This is a genomic window from Oceanobacillus locisalsi (assembly GCF_042675985.1).
Lineage (GTDB): Bacteria > Bacillota > Bacilli > Bacillales > Amphibacillaceae > Oceanobacillus > Oceanobacillus locisalsi.
The window spans coordinates 38,342-54,894 of record NZ_JBHTKK010000027.1; the positions used below are offsets into that span (position 1 = coordinate 38,342).

General features: G+C 40.5%; 15 protein-coding genes and 1 pseudogene. 13 read left to right on the top strand and 3 right to left on the bottom strand.

The annotated features are described in order from the left end of the window. Window positions 1–60 precede the first annotated feature (60 nt). Complete coding sequence (locus ACFQ19_RS17280) at window positions 61–873, top strand: formate/nitrite transporter family protein (protein WP_379593915.1); 813 nt, start codon at window positions 61–63, stop codon at window positions 871–873. A gap of 376 nt (window positions 874–1,249) precedes the next feature. Here the strand turns inward: ACFQ19_RS17280 and ACFQ19_RS17285 are convergent, their stop codons facing one another. After that, complete coding sequence (locus tag ACFQ19_RS17285) at window positions 1,250–1,639, bottom strand: hypothetical protein (protein WP_379593916.1); 390 nt, start codon at window positions 1,637–1,639, stop codon at window positions 1,250–1,252. A gap of 366 nt (window positions 1,640–2,005) precedes the next feature. Between ACFQ19_RS17285 and rfbA the strand changes: the two genes are divergently transcribed. The 8 genes from rfbA (at window position 2,006) to ACFQ19_RS17325 (ending at window position 10,568) form a co-directional block, all read left to right on the top strand. Continuing rightward, a complete protein-coding gene (gene rfbA / locus ACFQ19_RS17290) occupies window positions 2,006–2,938 on the top strand; it encodes a glucose-1-phosphate thymidylyltransferase RfbA (RefSeq protein WP_379593918.1) in 933 nt (310 codons plus the stop codon). Beyond that, complete coding sequence (rfbB, locus tag ACFQ19_RS17295; RefSeq protein ID WP_379593919.1) at window positions 2,931–3,959, top strand: dTDP-glucose 4,6-dehydratase; 1,029 nt, start codon at window positions 2,931–2,933, stop codon at window positions 3,957–3,959. The genes rfbA and rfbB overlap by 8 nt, the downstream gene beginning before the upstream one ends. Next, window positions 3,920–4,906, top strand: coding sequence for a glycosyltransferase family 2 protein (locus tag ACFQ19_RS17300; RefSeq protein ID WP_379593920.1), 987 nt, complete (start codon window positions 3,920–3,922; stop codon window positions 4,904–4,906). The genes rfbB and ACFQ19_RS17300 overlap by 40 nt, the downstream gene beginning before the upstream one ends. Further along, window positions 4,899–5,582, top strand: a complete 684-nt coding sequence (locus ACFQ19_RS17305; protein ID WP_379593921.1) for a GNAT family N-acetyltransferase — start codon at window positions 4,899–4,901, stop codon at window positions 5,580–5,582. Before ACFQ19_RS17300 ends, ACFQ19_RS17305 begins: the two co-directional genes overlap by 8 nt. 181 nt (window positions 5,583–5,763) lie before the next feature. Continuing rightward, on the top strand, window positions 5,764–6,120 hold the full coding sequence (locus ACFQ19_RS17310) for an EamA family transporter (RefSeq protein ID WP_379593922.1): 357 nt from the start codon (window positions 5,764–5,766) through the stop codon (window positions 6,118–6,120). A gap of 4 nt (window positions 6,121–6,124) precedes the next feature. Then, on the top strand, window positions 6,125–7,255 hold the full coding sequence (gene rffA / locus ACFQ19_RS17315; RefSeq protein ID WP_379593924.1) for a dTDP-4-amino-4,6-dideoxygalactose transaminase: 1,131 nt from the start codon (window positions 6,125–6,127) through the stop codon (window positions 7,253–7,255). After that, the gene (locus ACFQ19_RS17320; protein ID WP_379593925.1) at window positions 7,218–8,909 is read left to right on the top strand and encodes a DUF6044 family protein; all 1,692 of its coding nucleotides are present in this window, start codon (window positions 7,218–7,220) and stop codon (window positions 8,907–8,909) included. Before rffA ends, ACFQ19_RS17320 begins: the two co-directional genes overlap by 38 nt. Before the next feature lie 249 nt (window positions 8,910–9,158). Then, window positions 9,159–10,568, top strand: coding sequence for a PcsB-like coiled-coil domain-containing protein (locus tag ACFQ19_RS17325; RefSeq protein WP_379593926.1), 1,410 nt, complete (start codon window positions 9,159–9,161; stop codon window positions 10,566–10,568). Between the two features lie 65 nt (window positions 10,569–10,633). On the opposite strand, the gene ACFQ19_RS17330 is transcribed toward ACFQ19_RS17325, so the two are convergent. Together ACFQ19_RS17330 and ACFQ19_RS17335 are read right to left on the bottom strand one after the other, a co-directional pair. Then, window positions 10,634–11,734 carry a copper resistance D family protein gene (locus ACFQ19_RS17330; RefSeq protein WP_379593927.1) on the bottom strand — a complete coding sequence of 367 codons (1,101 nt, stop codon included), beginning with the start codon at window positions 11,732–11,734 and terminating at the stop codon, window positions 10,634–10,636. A 3-nt stretch (window positions 11,735–11,737) separates the two neighbouring features. After that, window positions 11,738–12,307, bottom strand: coding sequence for a copper resistance CopC family protein (locus tag ACFQ19_RS17335; protein WP_379593928.1), 570 nt, complete (start codon window positions 12,305–12,307; stop codon window positions 11,738–11,740). Window positions 12,308–12,517: 210 nt separating this feature from the next. On the opposite strand from ACFQ19_RS17335, the pseudogene ACFQ19_RS17340 reads away from it, so the two are divergent. From ACFQ19_RS17340 to ACFQ19_RS17355, 4 genes and pseudogenes are all read left to right on the top strand, one after another. After that, window positions 12,518–13,075, top strand: a pseudogene (locus ACFQ19_RS17340) (M20/M25/M40 family metallo-hydrolase); the annotation flags it as partial. 234 nt (window positions 13,076–13,309) lie between these two features. Next, window positions 13,310–13,687, top strand: a complete 378-nt coding sequence (locus tag ACFQ19_RS17345; protein WP_379593929.1) for a GntR family transcriptional regulator — start codon at window positions 13,310–13,312, stop codon at window positions 13,685–13,687. Then, complete coding sequence (locus tag ACFQ19_RS17350; RefSeq protein WP_379593930.1) at window positions 13,677–14,534, top strand: ABC transporter ATP-binding protein; 858 nt, start codon at window positions 13,677–13,679, stop codon at window positions 14,532–14,534. The genes ACFQ19_RS17345 and ACFQ19_RS17350 overlap by 11 nt, the downstream gene beginning before the upstream one ends. A gap of 3 nt (window positions 14,535–14,537) precedes the next feature. Further along, window positions 14,538–15,239, top strand: coding sequence for a hypothetical protein (locus ACFQ19_RS17355; RefSeq protein WP_379593931.1), 702 nt, complete (start codon window positions 14,538–14,540; stop codon window positions 15,237–15,239). The last annotated feature ends 1,314 nt before the right edge of the window (window positions 15,240–16,553 follow it).

Genomic DNA, 16,553 nt, shown 5'->3' on the forward strand with positions numbered 1-16,553 from the left:
AAAAGGAACAGGCACTGATATAACGGTTATCAGCCCTTGGAATACGAGGAGGTACAAAAAATGATGGAGACCATAACCACTTTCAGTAATACAGCTGTTGCCAAGGTGAAGCAGCTGAATCATAGTAAAAGTAAATATCTGATGATGACCATGTTGGCAGGATTTTTCGTCGGATTGGGTATTATTTTGATTTTTACGATTGGCGGCATGCTTGGTCCGACTGGATTTGCCGGCACATCTATTGTGATGGGCGTCTCCTTTGGGATAGCTCTGAGTCTGGTCATTATGGCTGGGTCGGATTTATTTACAGGAAATAATATGATTATGACGATTGGTTTTTTAACGAAACAAACAAAGGTATTAGATGTGTTGCGCATTTGGGTATTCAGTTATTTTGGCAACTTTGCCGGGGCGGTTCTGGTTGCAGGTTTGTTCTTCTACTCCGGGCTGGCAACGGGAGGGACAGCTGATTTCATTATTTCTTCAGCAGGAACAAAGATGAATAGTCCTTTTATGGAATTGTTTGTCCGCGGTATTCTGTGTAATATTCTTGTCTGTCTTGCTGTCTGGTGTTCTGTGAAACTGAAAGATGAAACAGCAAAACTTATCATGATTTTCTGGTGTCTGTTTGCCTTTATTACTTCCGGGTTTGAACATAGTGTAGCTAATATGACTTTGCTTTCCACTGCTTTAATGATTCCTCATCCGGAGACCATCTCCTTTGCAGGTCTCGCAGCAAACTTGATTCCAGTATCACTTGGGAATATTGTCGGTGGAGCAGTTTTCATCGGAGCTGCTTATTGGTACGGGATAACAGAGAAAACATCAAATGTGCAGTCAGCTGTAGAAAAGAAACTGAAGAAAGAAGCATAGATGGCGGGAAAAAGATATAGTGTTCTATCATTTTTGACAGCTTACGCACAAGATATCAATCTTATTTCAGCTGCAAGTTTCTTCTTTATGACTTATGCAGCAAGTACATTGGTTTCACGTCCATTTACAGTGTGTGTTCAAAAAGTCCGATAAACAGGACCAAGTCGGCTAAGTTCGCGACGTCCTACCGGAAAAGCAAGCCAACGCAGAAATTCGCCGTGTCATTTTTATTGGACTTTTTGAACAACCTCTTACAGGGAAAATATTTGGCCGTTTTGGAGAAAACAAAATCATCTATCCATCTTTTTTCTGTTTTATGACCTTTTTCATCATTTAGAAGCAGATGGTGAAAAGGTTTTTTAGATGATTGCCTGAGTCAGATACAACGATTCTTTGCAAGATGCAAGCTTAAGATTGCTTGACATAGTGCGTCGAATATAACTTTTCCATATGCGGATTTCCAGTTTTGGAAAATCGCAATGTTTTTTTGCCCTTTTCCCCATGATTTATACACCGTTTGGGAAGGCTTTAATTGGTTTTCTTTGCCATACTTTTTAAAAGTTTGGAGGAAGTAATTTAATTTTCCAAGATTAAAGTGAATCACCTTTTCCAAATAAGGAATGCGTTTAAAGCGCCAATCCTCTACTTGTTTCTTCGACAATTTATTCATTTTCAGCAAAATATCAATTGGACTGACATAACCTTTCTCGGTAAGTACCTCTGTGGCATACTTGTATATATTTTTCTCTAACTGTTGTCTATTCATTTAAATCTTCCTTACTTTATCTATTTCTATCATAATATAATATCATTTTAACAAAAAGCTGTTCGAAATGGCGAGATTTGATATGATGATAGAGAGAAGTATTAGTAATTTGAAAAAACTTGGCCTTTTTTTCTAGAGAAATAGGTATATACATAGAATAATTCACCTGTATATCCTGTTTCTGTATCATTTCTACCATTTGTGGCAATTTCATGGTAAATCAGCAACAACGCTTTTGCTCTCGCAACAAATTTGAAATAAGAATGTAAGTTTACAAAAGCGCTTTCTAAGGAATAATGTAGATAATAGCATGACCTATGTTTCAAAGTTATTAAAATAAATTTAATTCGATGGAGGGTGTGTATCATGAAAGGAATTATTCTGGCTGGAGGAAGTGGAACACGTCTGTCTCCGAGTACGGATAGTATGAATAAGCACCTGCTGCCCGTTTATGATAAGCCGATGATTTATTATCCGTTATCTGTTTTGATGCTTGGCGGTATTAAAGAAGTGATGATTATTAGTACACCGGAAGACATTGCCCGTTTTGAAATGTTGCTAGGGGACGGCTCTTCCTTGGGTATTCGTATTGACTATAAGGAACAGGCGGAACCAAAAGGGATTCCGGAAGCATTTATTCTTGCCGAAGATTTTATTGGCACAGATGATGTCACACTGATTCTTGCGGATAATATATTTTATGGCCAGGGCTTTACCACATTATTGCGAAATGCTATTAAAAACCATAAATATGCAACAGTTTTCGGCTATCGTGTGAAAGATCCGGAGCGTTTCGGAGTGGTTGAATTTGACCATCATCAAAAAGCAATTTCCATCGAAGAAAAACCGGACGATCCAAAGTCTGATTTTGCGGTGACTGGCCTGTACATCTATGATGCCAGAGCGGTGAAGATTGCCAAAAAACTCAAACCTTCCGATCGTGGAGAATTAGAAATTACTGATTTAAACAAAGCCTATTTAAAATGGAATCAGCTGAATGTAGAGCTTTTAGGCAGAGGTTTTGCCTGGATGGATACGGGAACGCAGGAATCCTTGTTTGACGCGGCGGAATTTATTAAAACAACCCAGCAGCGTCAAGGGTTTAAAATTGCCTGTCTCGAGGAAATTGCTTTTTATTTAGGTTATATATCACGAGATGTACTGTATGAAAAAGGGAAATCGATGGAAAAAACCGACTATGGTCAATATTTAATGGAAATTGCCAATCGGAAACACAGTCAGCAGTACTGGGATTCCATCGATCATCACCCGATGTTGGGACTGGTGGAAAATGAGTAAAGCAATATTAATTACAGGGGGAGCCGGTTTTATCGGTTCAAATTTCATCCAATATTTTCAAGAGCAATATCCGGAACAACAGCTGATTAATGTAGATAAGCTGACCTATGCCGGTTCTTTAAACAATGTAACCGAAGCAGCGAATAATAAGAACTATCATTTTGTTCACGGGGATATTGCCGATATGAAAACAGTGACAGCGATATTTGCGGATTATGATATTGAAGGCGTGATTCATTTTGCGGCGGAGTCTCATGTAGACCGTTCTATTCAAGATGCAAGCCCATTTATTGATACAAATATCGTGGGCACGCTGAATCTTTTGCAGGCGGCAAGGGCCGATTGGGAGGAAAAAGGAGAGCTGTCTGAGCGTAGGTTTCATCACATTTCAACTGATGAAATCTATGGCTCTTTAGGTGAATCTGGTAAGTTTACCGAAGAGACACCTTATGATCCGAGAAATCCGTACAGTGCATCGAAAGCCGGCGCAAACTTTTTAGTGAAAAGTTTTGGCCATACGTATGGGATGAATGTGATTATTTCTTCTTGTTCTAATAATTATGGACCCCGCCAGCATGAAGAGAAGCTGCTTCCGACGATTATCCGGCAGGCCTTGGCAAAAGAGAAGATTCCCATTTACGGAGACGGAAAAAACATTCGTGATTGGCTGTTTGTCGAGGATCATTGTAAAGCTATCGATTTGGTTTATCACCACGGTAAAACGTTGGAGACTTATAACATCGGCGGCAATAATGAACAAGAAAATATCCTTATTACACATACGGTTTGCCGGCTGTTGGATGAGCTGAGGCCTGATTTACTGCAAACTTATGGATTGCAGCACTTTTCTGATTTGGTTACGTTTGTGGAAGATCGAAAAGGCCATGACAAGCGATACGCTATTGATGCAAGCAAAATTCAAAATGAGCTGGGCTGGCAACCGGAAGTAGATTTAGAGAATGGGCTGAGAAAAACAGTGGAATGGTATTTGCAAAAATGGAAAACCAACGTCCCGACTTAATTTCTGTTGTTGTCCCGGTATATGGCTGTGAACGCTGCCTGGTCGAGCTCGCTAATCGCATTATTCAAACAATCCAGTCCATTCCTGCAGATTATGAAATCATTATGGTAAATGATGCGAGCCCGGATCACGCCTGGGGGACGATACTGCAACTTCATCAGAAAGATAAAAAAATTAAAGGGATCAACCTTTCCCGCAATTTTGGACAACATCATGCCATCACAGCCGGTCTGGACTATACAGCCGGGGATTGGGTGGTCGTGATGGACTGTGACCTGCAAGACCGCCCGGAGGAAATCGCCTCTCTGTATGGACGGGCGCAGGATGGTTATGATGTCGTTTTTGCACAGCGTGTAGAGAGACAAGACAGGAATTTTAAGAAATTGTCATCGAAAGTTTTCTATAAAGTCTATGATTATTTTACCGGGGAAAAAACAGATGCTTCGATTGCCAATTACAGCATCGCCCGGAAAAAGGTCGTAGAAAGCTTCCGGAAACTGCGTGAGCAAAACCGCTACTTTCCTTTCTTTATCCAATGGGTGGGATACAAACAGACAAAAATAGAAGTACAGCATGACGCCAGAAAAGAAGGAAAATCATCGTATCAATTGAAAAAATTATTCGCTTTGGCGACCGATGCGATTGTTTCCCAGTCGAATAAACCGCTGCGGCTTTCGATTGGTGTAGGTTTTCTGATGGCATTAGTTTCTTTCATTTATGCCCTGTACTTATTTTCCCGTTATTTCTTTTTGGATGAGACCGTGCAAGGCTGGACCAGTGTCATGGTATCGATTTTCTTTATTGGCGGTTTATTATTCTTCCAATTAGGTATTATCGGCCTTTATCTAGGGAAAATTTTTAATGAAACAAAAAACAGGCCAATTTATTTAATTAAAGATCTAAAAGGAACAATGCATGTTGAGAGAGAGGAAGAGGAAAATGAGTGAATATTTAAAGTCAACCCCATGGGACAGCCGTAATTTTCCGCTTGAAACATTTCAAATAACATCTTACAGTGAAGCGGCATTCGAAGCGACGAAAGATATTGAGGGACATTTTACGGTGAAAGTAGATCCGCTTGCCGATAAAGGTTTGCTGCATAAATACGGTTTTTATTATGCCGATACGTTAATGGAGCCTTATTGCTATCGTGATAAGTTTTTAGAAGCGGAGGCCGGGGATGTCACCTTTCATGAGAATTATGATGCAGATGAGATATTAACGATTGCAGAAGAAGCATTTCAAGGCGGAAGGTATCATCGTGACTTTCAAGTTCCCAATGAACTGGCTGATTTACGTTACCGGAATTGGGTGAAGGACTTGATTGATCAGGAACGTATTCTTGCTTATAAACAGGATGGCCGGGTAAAAGGTTTCTTCGCTTACCAGGAAGAAAATGTGCTGCTTTTAGCAATGCATCAAGATATCCGCGGACAAGGATTTGCCAAGCCTTTTACAGCAGCCTGTGTCAAAGAACAATTTGAACGGACAGGCAAAGAACAGCTGGTTACATCTATTTCTCCAAGCAACCCGGCATCGTTAAATGTCTTTATCGGTTTAGGTTTCCGGTTACGCGCTGGGAAGGATATTTATCATAAAGTAAATGGTTCTTTCTATTCGTAGTGTTTAAAAAATATGGGTTTAAATTCAAAATCAATGGTAAATAAATGTGTCAATAAAACTAATTAGCGTAGTGTTTTTCCGCACCGGTCGCTGCACTGCCATTTAATTTACCAACCTTTTGATAAAGAGCCTTTAAATAATAGAAATACAAACATACCGAGCGTTGTTAGGGGGAGGAACTTTGGGCTATTTTTATATTGCCGGAACTATCCTGTTTACGGTTTACGGGCAATTAATCATTAAGTGGACAATGGATCGGCAAGGGGAGCTGCCAGATGGTTTATTTGATAAATTTATGTTTCTGTTTCAGCTCGTCTGGAATCCCTGGATACTTTCCGGCTTTGTTGCTGCTTTTTTAGCGGCATTAAGCTGGATGGCAGCTATGACAAAATTTGATATCAGCTATGCTTATCCATTTATGAGTCTTTCATTTATACTTGTTTTTGTTATGTCGGTTCTTTTATTTGGAGAACCAATCAGTACACAGAAGATCATCGGCTTTGCATTTGTCGTGATAGGTATTCTGATAATGAGGTGATACCATGATACCATTCAATATACCATGTTATATAGGAGAAGAAGATACAGCAATACGTGATGCCATCGGAAAACAGAAATTATCAGGAAACGGTGCTTACGGAAAAAAATGTATTCAATGGCTGGAAGAAAAGATGCATGTCCAAAAAGCCATGCTCACCCCTTCCTGCACAGCAGCACTGGAAATGGCGGCATTACTGACAGAGGTAAAAGAAGGAGATGAAGTCATCATGCCTTCTTACACCTTTGTGTCGACAGCAAATGCATTTGCTTTGCGGGGCGCGAAAATTGTCTTTGTGGATGTCGAACCGGAAACAATGAATGTCGATCCGGAACAAATTGCAGCAGCAATTACAGAAAAGACAAAAGTAATTGTGGTTGTTCATTATGCCGGAGTGTCCTGTGATATGGACAGCATCATGGCACTTGCCGAAAAACATCATCTGTGGGTTGTAGAAGATGCCGCTCAAGGTTTAATGAGTTTTTATAAAGGCAAGGCTTTGGGAACAATTGGACACTTAGGAACCATCAGTTTCCATGAAACCAAAAATTATGTTTGCGGGGAAGGAGGGGCATTATATATTAATGATCCTTCTTTTGTCGAGCGCGCAGAAATGATTCAAGAGAAAGGAACAGACCGTTCTCAATTTATCCGCGGTGAAGTGGATAAATATTCATGGAGAGATATTGGATCCTCGTATTTGCTCAGCGAACTGAACGCAGCTTATCTTTCTGTACAGCTGGATCACGCAGAAGCAATAAATGAAAATCGCCTTGAAACATGGAAAATGTATCAAGATGGGTTGGCTGATCTTGCTGATGCAGGGAAATTGGAGCTGCCTTATATCCCGGAGGACAGAGCCTTCAATGGACATATTTTCTTTATCAAAACCAGAAATGCAGAAGTCCGGGGATTATTAATCGATTATTTAAAGCAACGTGACATTATAACGGCAACGCATTATGTTCCACTGCATTCATCTGTCGCAGGAAAACAATGCGGCGTCTTCGCGGGAGAAGACAGATATACAACGATAGAAAGTGAACGTTTAGTACGGTTACCACTTTACTATGGAATCAGTAAAGGGGATGTGGAATATGTCATTCAAAGCATTCAGCAATTTTATGCACAATAAATGGATATGGGTGGGCTGCCTAGTTTTGCTGGCCTACTTGTCTCCTTATGTGATTTATGGTGAAGATGTACATATTAGAGTCCATGACAACATGGACTCTAATGTTGTCTGGTATAAACTGCTCGCAGAGAGCGGGTCTATTTTTACGTTAACAGATGTTGCTTTGCCGTATACGATAGATGGGCTGCCGAGAAGTACTTTACCATCTGCTTTTGATGCAGCGCTTTGGTTATATGTGTTGTTTGAACCAATCACTGCGTATACCATCAGTCAAGGTCTTATGCGCTTTGCAGCGTTTTTTGGCATGTATTTATTATTAACACGCTTTGTTGTGAAAAAAGAGACAACACCATGGATAACGGTTGGTGTTTCTTTAGCTTTTGCAATGCTGCCATATTGGCCGTCCGGTGTCCTTTCCATTGCCGGAATACCACTGGCATTGTATGTGTTTTTAACAATCCGGAAATATCGGACGAAAGCCCCGAAGCATGCGTGGATACTGCTGTGCTTGATTCCATTTTTTGCAAATTTTGTCCTCAGCTACGTGTTCTTTTTGGCGATCATTGGTTTGCTGTGGCTGATTGACTGGATTCGTACAAAAAATTGGAATGGTGCTTTTTTCGCCTCAATTGCTATCATGACTAGTATCTTTGTGATGAAAAATTATTTATTAATTACATCCATGTTTTTTGATGACAGTTTTACCTCTCACCGAGAAGAGCTGGCGTTGAGCGGAAATAGTTTTGAACGAAGCTATGAACTTTCATGGGAAAACTTTTTATATGGACATACCCATGATGAAGCGGTCCAGGCTTATATTATTATCCCGGTTATTTTATTAGCTGTTTTGCTGGCTTTATTTAAAAATAGGCAGCCGAAATGGTTGTTTAGCCTGTTTTTGATTAATTTAGCTTTGTCTTTCTGGTACGCATTCTGGTACTGGGAAGGCTGGGAACCGTTGAAAGAGAATATTTCTGTGCTAAATACATTTAATTTTGCACGGATTCATTTTATGGACCCGCCTATTTGGTATATAGCCTTTGCGCTGGCTCTGCTGCTCTTTTGGCAATGGCGGCGACTCGGAAAAGTACTCGTTGTTGCCCTGATTTTAGGGCAATGCCTGTTGTTATTCGGACAGGCAGAAGAGTTTAAATACAGGGAAGCAAATACACCGACCTTTAAAGAATTTTATTCGGAGGAATTGTTTTCTTCTATTCAGAACTACATTGGAGAAGACCCGAGTGATTACCGTGTGGTCAGCATCGGCCTGCATCCGACTATTGCACAATTCAATGGTTTCTATACGCTTGATACGTATAACAATAGCTTTCCGCTGCAATATAAACATGCATTCCGTGAAGTAATTGCCGGCGAGCTGGATAAAAGTCCAAACCTGGAACACTACTTTGATACATGGGGCGGAAGATTGTATATGTATGTAGCCGAGCATGGAAAGAATTATATGTATACCAAAGACAGGAATGAACCGATTGAAGAATTGGCGATAGATACAGATGCTCTAAAGGAATTAGGAGGAGACTATATTTTATCTGCAGTCCCAATTGAAAATGCGGATGACATTGGACTGGATTTGGAGGAAACCTTTACGGATCCGGATTCGCCGTGGGAAATTCATTTATATTCTGTTTTGTAATTAGAATGTAATATTACATTCGCAAGCATTCGTATGACAGGATTTAGAAGTATTTTTCCTTTGTTCGGATATAAAAATGTAATATTTCTATAATCTCCCTGCAATCTGTAGATGTTACACTTCATTAGGAATTTATATTGTGTTAAATTTATCCTATGATTCACAAAACTGCATAATAGCAAAAGGGACAAACGTCCTTTTACAGAGAAAAAGCTATGTAGTAGTGATGCAGGAACAGGGGGAGTAGAATTGAAGAAATCATTTTTGCTAGCGATAGTAATGATAGTTGGTTTCATGAGTTCAAGTATTATACCAGTTCAAGCAGAAACTGCTGATGACCTTGAAGAAATTCGCGATGAGCGTTCAGATGTTAAAACAGAATTATCTGATTCTGAACAACAAGTTGCTTCCGTACTAGAAGAGTTGGAGCAGTTAAAAGGCGAGATTGCAAGTAAAGAAAATGAATTAGAAGAGAAGCAGCAGGAAATTGATGAGACTGATCAACAGATAGATGCTTTATTAGACGATATTGTTGTTTTGGAAGAGGAAATGGAAGAGCTTGAAGAAAAGATAGAGGAACGTTTTGAGATATTACAAGATCGGATGGTAGCTGTGCAGCAATCCGGCGGAGACATCAATTACCTGGAAGTTCTCTTCGGTGCACAGAGCTTTGAAGACTTTATTTCACGCGCGAATGCAGTGAATAAAATAGCCGATTCCGATGCGAAGTTAATCGAACAGCAGGAAACGGATATTGCTGCGTTAGAAGACAAGCAAGATGAAGGAACAGAGAAAATGAGTGCTTTGAATGATTTAAAAGAAGATCAAAGTACAGCAAAAGATAATATGGAAGTTGCGCTTGCTGACAGCAATGCTCAAAAAGATGACTTGGAAGCAAAGCAATCTGATTTAGAAGCGCTTGTAGAAGATCTGGAAATCACAGATTCACAATTAGCCTCTTTAGAAGCGGATACGCAAGCAGAGATGGCTGCTGCGGAAGAAAAAGCGAAAGAAGAGGAAGCAGCTAAGCTTGCAGCAGAGGAAGAGAAAGCAGAAGAAGCTGAAGCTGCAGAGGAAGCTGATAAAGAAGAAGAAACCAAGATTCATCAGGAACAAGAAACAAGTGTTGCGTCTAAAACGATAACAAATGAGCAGGAAGCCGAAAAAGAAGAGAACGAAGAAAAAGAAGAAGCTCCTGCTGAAGATAATACATCAGAGAAAAAAGAACAGACGAAAGAAGAACCAAAAGAAGAACCGAAAGATAACAAGAAAGAAAAATCTTCTCAGCCGAAAGAAAAACCGGCAGAAAAAGAAGAGAAGAGCTCCGATAAAGAAGATCAAAGTTCAAATGAAGAAAAGGAAAGTTCCGGAAAATCATTTACCGTTTCATCAACAGCTTATACAGCTGACTGTGCTGGATGTACCGGTATTACAACAACTGGTTTTGACTTAAATAAAAACGCAGGTGCAAAAGTAATTGCGGTTGATCCGAGTGTTATTCCGCTCGGCAGTGTGGTAGAAGTAGAAGGCTATGGTGTAGCTGTAGCACGCGATACTGGTGGGGCAATCAAAGGAAACAAAATTGATGTGTTTGTTCCAGATACGTCTCAAGCACACAGCTGGGGAAGAAAAGACGTAAAAGTAACGATACTAAGATAAAATAAAGCATGTGTTCCAAAAATTTGGAGCACATGCTTTTTGTATACATATTGTCTTAAAACCAATCAGTTAATGACGATGCTTTGAATAAAAGCAAAGTAACCCATAACAACGAAAACGAGAGAGGCAAGCCAGGATAGAGCCGGGTGTTTTTTGATTTTGAAAATGTAGATACTGCCTGCGAGACAGATAAGTGCTAAGGCAATAAAGAAGAACACCGATCCTTCCAATGCTAAACCAATACGAACGCCGTCTATGGTTCCGTTATAAAACATATTGAGTATAGGAGCGTAGCCGCTGTGTTCAATCAAACTGTCCATATAAAGCGGCGGTGACTGCTCATTCATAATACCTGTCAGCACCAGGATAGATAGAATAATAAAGAATTCTACACGCATCCAAGGTCTTGCTTGAAAGTTTGCATCAACTTTTAAGCGGCGTTTCATCCAAATCCCATTAAAAATGGCATATAGGAATAATGGAATGATAAATAATTGTTTTAAGAATAAGCTTTGCCCATAAGAAACCAGTAAAGCTTCATCATATTGGCGGAGGTCAACGGTGAATTGTGCTAGTACAATGCCGCTAATGACAACAATAATAAAACAGATGAGCGCAAAAGGGTGATACTTATTGATAAAACGCAGCCAATCTATAGACTTTGGTACAAACCAAGCGACCATCATCAGTGTCCCGATCCAGGCACTTACTGCGAGCATATGCACACCGTGTGTGAATACACCGAGAAATCCCTCAAAAGAACCGGCATGGCTGGCCCAGCCAACCCCAAATGCTGCAAAGCCGGTGAAAACCATTCCGACCCATGCTGTTTGTTTGCTGCTTGCATCTTTGACAGAGGCAATATACACACTGAAAAGAATACAAATGATAAATAGAAATAGCCATGCATTACCAATTCGAAAGGATAATAAAACGTCTTCAAACGCGGAGCCCAAGGAAGAGCGGCCGGCAATATGACTGATGAGCTGGATAAGCGGAACAAATGCAAATAAAGCAATCCCCCATACAGCTGCAAGCTGCAGGCTGGAAGGTATTTTAACTTTGATATGAGAAGTGGCAGGAAGCAATCGAATGAGAAAGCTTCCTGCTAAAAAAGCAAGGCAAAGATATAAAAATGTTTCTGTAAGAATCGTTACATAAAACATACATTATTTCTTCCTTCTTAGTAGTACAATGGCAATGATAGCGACAATAGCGAGAACCAGCACAGCGATGAGTAATGTATTGGAATTCGTGTCATCCGCTGCTTCTTCCTGTACATTATTTTCTGCGTCTGCTTCATTTTCATCGGATTGCTCGCCGGATGCATCTTCTGAATTCTCAGCAGCGTCCGTGCCTTCTTCTTCCGCTGCTGTTTCCTCTGCATCCACTTCAAATGAAATAGAATCTTCCATCGGATGACCATCTACACCGATAATATCCCAGCTGATCGTATATGTTCCATTTTCTAATGGCTCCGCTATATCCGCTGAAAATTCATCATCATTGACGGTCTGATTATCAAGGGCAATCTCTGTACCGTCTTCGTGATGTAACTCCATTACAGCACTCTCTTCAATCACTGTTTCAAAATACAGTGTAATATTGTCTAACGGCTCAGTGACCGTGGAATCTTCCTCTGGGTCAGACGTATCGAGATGTGTATGTGCAAAGGCAGGGCTTGCACTGAATGCGAAGAGTAAAACAGCAAATGCGAGTACTCCCGTAAATTTCTTCATCGTTTTTCCTCCTCTGTAATGAATTCAGTATAATTTCTCACAGCCTTTAGCTTATAGGAGAATACGATTTACGACAAGGTTCATCGAAGTATAAAAAGTAACATTTCTATGAACTATGAACAATTAATGACAATGCTTTTTTGGAGGTGAATAAAGTAGAAGACTTCCCATTTTATACTTGCAGAATCTCGTTATTTTAATGACGAGTTGTTCAATTCCTTTGCCCCGCGCGTAGAAACAACAGAATCCGGCTTTATCAAATCCCGTCATTTAGATGATAAAGCAAGTGTAGCGATTTTGCTCAAAGTAATTGAAAAGCTTACAGCAGATCAGACGGAATTGCCCTATACGACACATTTTCTCTTTTCCAATAATGAAGAGATCGGCTATGGCGGCAACTCGAATATCCCGCCAGAAACCGTTGAATACTTAGCAGTGGATATGGGAGCAATCGGAGACGGACAGCGGACCGATGAATATACGGTATCGATTTGTGTGAAGGATGCTTCCGGGCCATACCATTATGGCCTGCGCAATCATCTCACAGAAATTGCAAAAGCAAATGACATTGCATATAAATTAGATATCTATCCGTATTATCAATCGGATGCATCGGCAGCAATTTATGCCGGCAATGACATGGTTCATGGACTGATTGGACCGGGAATTGACGCGTCCCATGCGTTTGAGCGTACACATGAATTATCTCTGAAACATACGGAGAATTTGGTGTATCATTATGTGCAGTCGGAAATGGTTGAGGAATAATGGAGTGGAAAATAAGACTGGGTACCCTACCTGGTCTTATTTTTTTATGTAAAAAATGAACTGATCAACTGAAACAACGCATTTTAAAATTAAGCATTTAAACCTGAGGGAATGTATGCATACCTGGTTTTTCGCTCTATATCAGATGATTATTTTAAAAAAATAAGTTGACTTTATAAGGTTTATGTTATAGGGTTAGTTACATAAGTAATTAACCAATTAAGGGATGAGGCTATGAAAAAAGAATTGGATGAAAACAGACCGATTTTCCTGCAGATAAAAGAGCAAATTGAAGATGCGATTATCGACGGCTCATTGAATGGCGAAGAACGAGCACCTTCCACCAATGAATTTGCTAAATTTTATCAGATTAATCCAGCCACGGCGGGCAAGGGGATCAATGAGCTTGTCTCAGAAGGTATTTTGATAAAGAGACGAGGTGTTGGCATGTTTGTGACGGAGGAGGCAAAAGCGATTGTGATTGAAAAAAGAAAACAGACGTTTTATGAGAATTATTTCCTTCCCATGAAAAGGGAAGCAGAGAAGCTGGAAATGAGGACGCAGGAGTTAATGGATATGTTAAAACGGGAGGATGAGACAGATGGAAATTAAAGTGAATCAATTGAGTAAAGTCTATGGTGACAATCATGCGTTAGATCATGTTTCCTTTACGTTAGAGGGAAATAAAATTTATGGGTTGTTAGGCAGAAACGGAGCAGGAAAAACGACCTTTATGGATATTTTAAGCGGCCAAACGTTTGCGTCTTCGGGTGAAATCACCATTAATGGCGAAAACCCATTTGAAAATCAGCGGTTAACCGAATCCATCTGTTTGATCAAAGAAGCGAATAATTTCAGCCCGGAGTTAAAAATCAAGCAAGTACTGAAGATTTATGCTTATTTTTACCCGAACTGGGATCAGGAAATGGCAGAAGAATTATTAGAGACGTTTAACTTAAAACAATCCGCAAAAGTAAAAACACTATCCAAAGGTATGGAGTCTGCATTAGGAATTACAGTCGGTCTGGCAAGCAGAGCACCGATTACGGTATTTGATGAGCCTTACATTGGTATGGATGCCCCTTCCCGTAAAACATTCTATGACATACTTTTAGAGGATTACCAGGAGCATCCGCGGACGATTATTTTTTCTACCCATTTGATTGATGAGGTCAGCTTAATGTTTGAAGAAGTCATTATTCTAAGAGAAGGTTCTGTTATTCTTCAGGAAAGCTCAGAAGATTTGCGAGCAAAGACGGTTGCTGTATCTGGGCCAAAGAACAAGGTGGATGCCTTTTTAGAAGATAAAGACATTATTCAGCGTACAAATTTAGCAGGCAGCACCATGGCATATGCTTTCGGCAGCAGGAAAGAAGCAGAGGAAGCCGGTCTGGAAGTAGAGGGCGTGCCGGTTCAAGAGCTGATGATTCATTTAACAGAGAAGAAGAGAGGGGCATAGTTCATGAACAATCAAATCAAAGGGATGTTTTATTATTATGCTGTTGATGTAACGCGTACCGCTAAAATATTTTTCACCATCTTGATAGGTATCATTCTTGCATCAGCTGTTGTTTGTTATTTATTATTAGGAATCGATGAATTTGAAATGTATTGGGCTATCCCGTTTGCAACATATGTTAACGTCGGGGTTGTCGGTTTTCAATTAGTGAAAGGGAATGTTCCGTTTGGATTAAAAATGGGAGCAACCCGTAAAAACATGTATGTGATGCAGCTGTATTTTATGTTTATATACTCTTTTGTGATTGCTTTTCTCGGAAGTACCCTGCAGCAGGTCACGGAATGGTTATTCCAGGCAGTTGGCGTGACGAACTACATCTATGTTCACCCGGCCATGCTTGTGACAGATAACTGGGCGATGCGGATTGTCGTGGATACCCTTGTCATGTTCTCTATTATGGCTTTGTTATTATTGATTGGATTAATATATTATCGTACGGGTTTAACAGGTGTCGGAAGTTTGTTGGGAATGCTGCTTGTCGTTGTGCTGTATGGCGTCTTTGAAGGCTGGCTGATTGAAGCATTCATCAATGTATTTTCCGATGCAACGATGATGACTTTTGTAAGCATGTTTTTCATTGGTATCGTGTTTTATTTGTTAGGTTTTCCGTTTATGCGGCGGATTACGATTGTGAACCGGCGTTGAAGTTAAGAAAGTAAGAAATCATTCTTTTGTGGAATAGAAGATAGGGAGAGATGATGGGTGTCCGTTTTATCGTAATGATTTTTGGTGGGGCTGCGGTTATTTTCTTCACTGAAAACCATTGTGGTTACTCGCCCGGAGCAGCCGCCAAGGTTGGAAATCTAATGGAGTGAAAGTCTCCTGTCATCAATTGACCGGTTCGGATGACTAGCATATCCAATGCGTGGGGAGGTAACGAACCACGTTCTGCTTGGAAGTAAAAGCCATTGCGGCTCACCCCTGCGCAGAAAGAGGAAGAGTCGGAACAGTTAGAGTGGCAAGCAAACCTAGAGGCTAAAAGGCTTTAACGAATACTGCAGCCCCGAAATATCGCCCTTTGAGAAGCTGTTTGAAAGGATAGTTGTGAAGCGCCGACCTGATAGGCGAGCAGGCAAGGCCGACGTTCTATGGGAAGAAATGGTCAAAAGCACCATAAAAGCAACCGGGGTAGGGGATTTGGCATCTGGGGGAAAGATTTCCAGAGATAACGACGGGAACATCCTTCTCCCAGCTGGAACAGACACGAACCAGCAAAGACCAAATCTATAGAGTAATATCGAAGTGATTTGGAGGGGTAAGGATGGGCGCATGAGACCGTAGTAGCGATGACGTAAGGGTAATGCCTTAGGAAGCTTAGCGATAAACTTCCACAGGAGGTAACGCCTCCTGTGGAGCAAAGGGTCTCTGGGCACTTGGACGTCGATGATAAATCGTAGACACGGAGCTACAATAGAATAAAATCAAAGACTAACGTTAAAGTAAACTGCAAAGCCCATGGGGGGGAATATAGTGTCTCATTTAATCCTGGGGAGATGCAGAAAAGCTTTAAGGTGATTGTTCCAAGGTCAAAACCGGACTCGGGAAATCCGACCGTCCGGGATTGTAGGGGGATGCAGGAAACGTGGTTCATGAGATGAATGCGCGCGCCTGTCTTCTACCCGACCATCGAAGGGCTTTGTAAGAGTCTCACTACAAGAAATGAACGAAAATTTTTCTGAGTGGGCCAGTAAAGGCCCAATTTGTTCAATTAATCGCCAGTGGGGGATGAAAGAAAAACTCCACTGAAAAAAGTTTCACTTTATTCTTTATAAAGCTATTTGTCATAGCGTCATATTATTTCCCACTTATGTTGTTATATTTTGCTTAAGTAATGATTATTGCCATTCAATTGATCCAGCTCTGCCATCTTTTTGACCCATGCTTGCCATGATTTTGATCCACTTAAGACATTACTGCCCACTTCCTATATAATTAAGGAGCACAAATGTGCAAATTTAT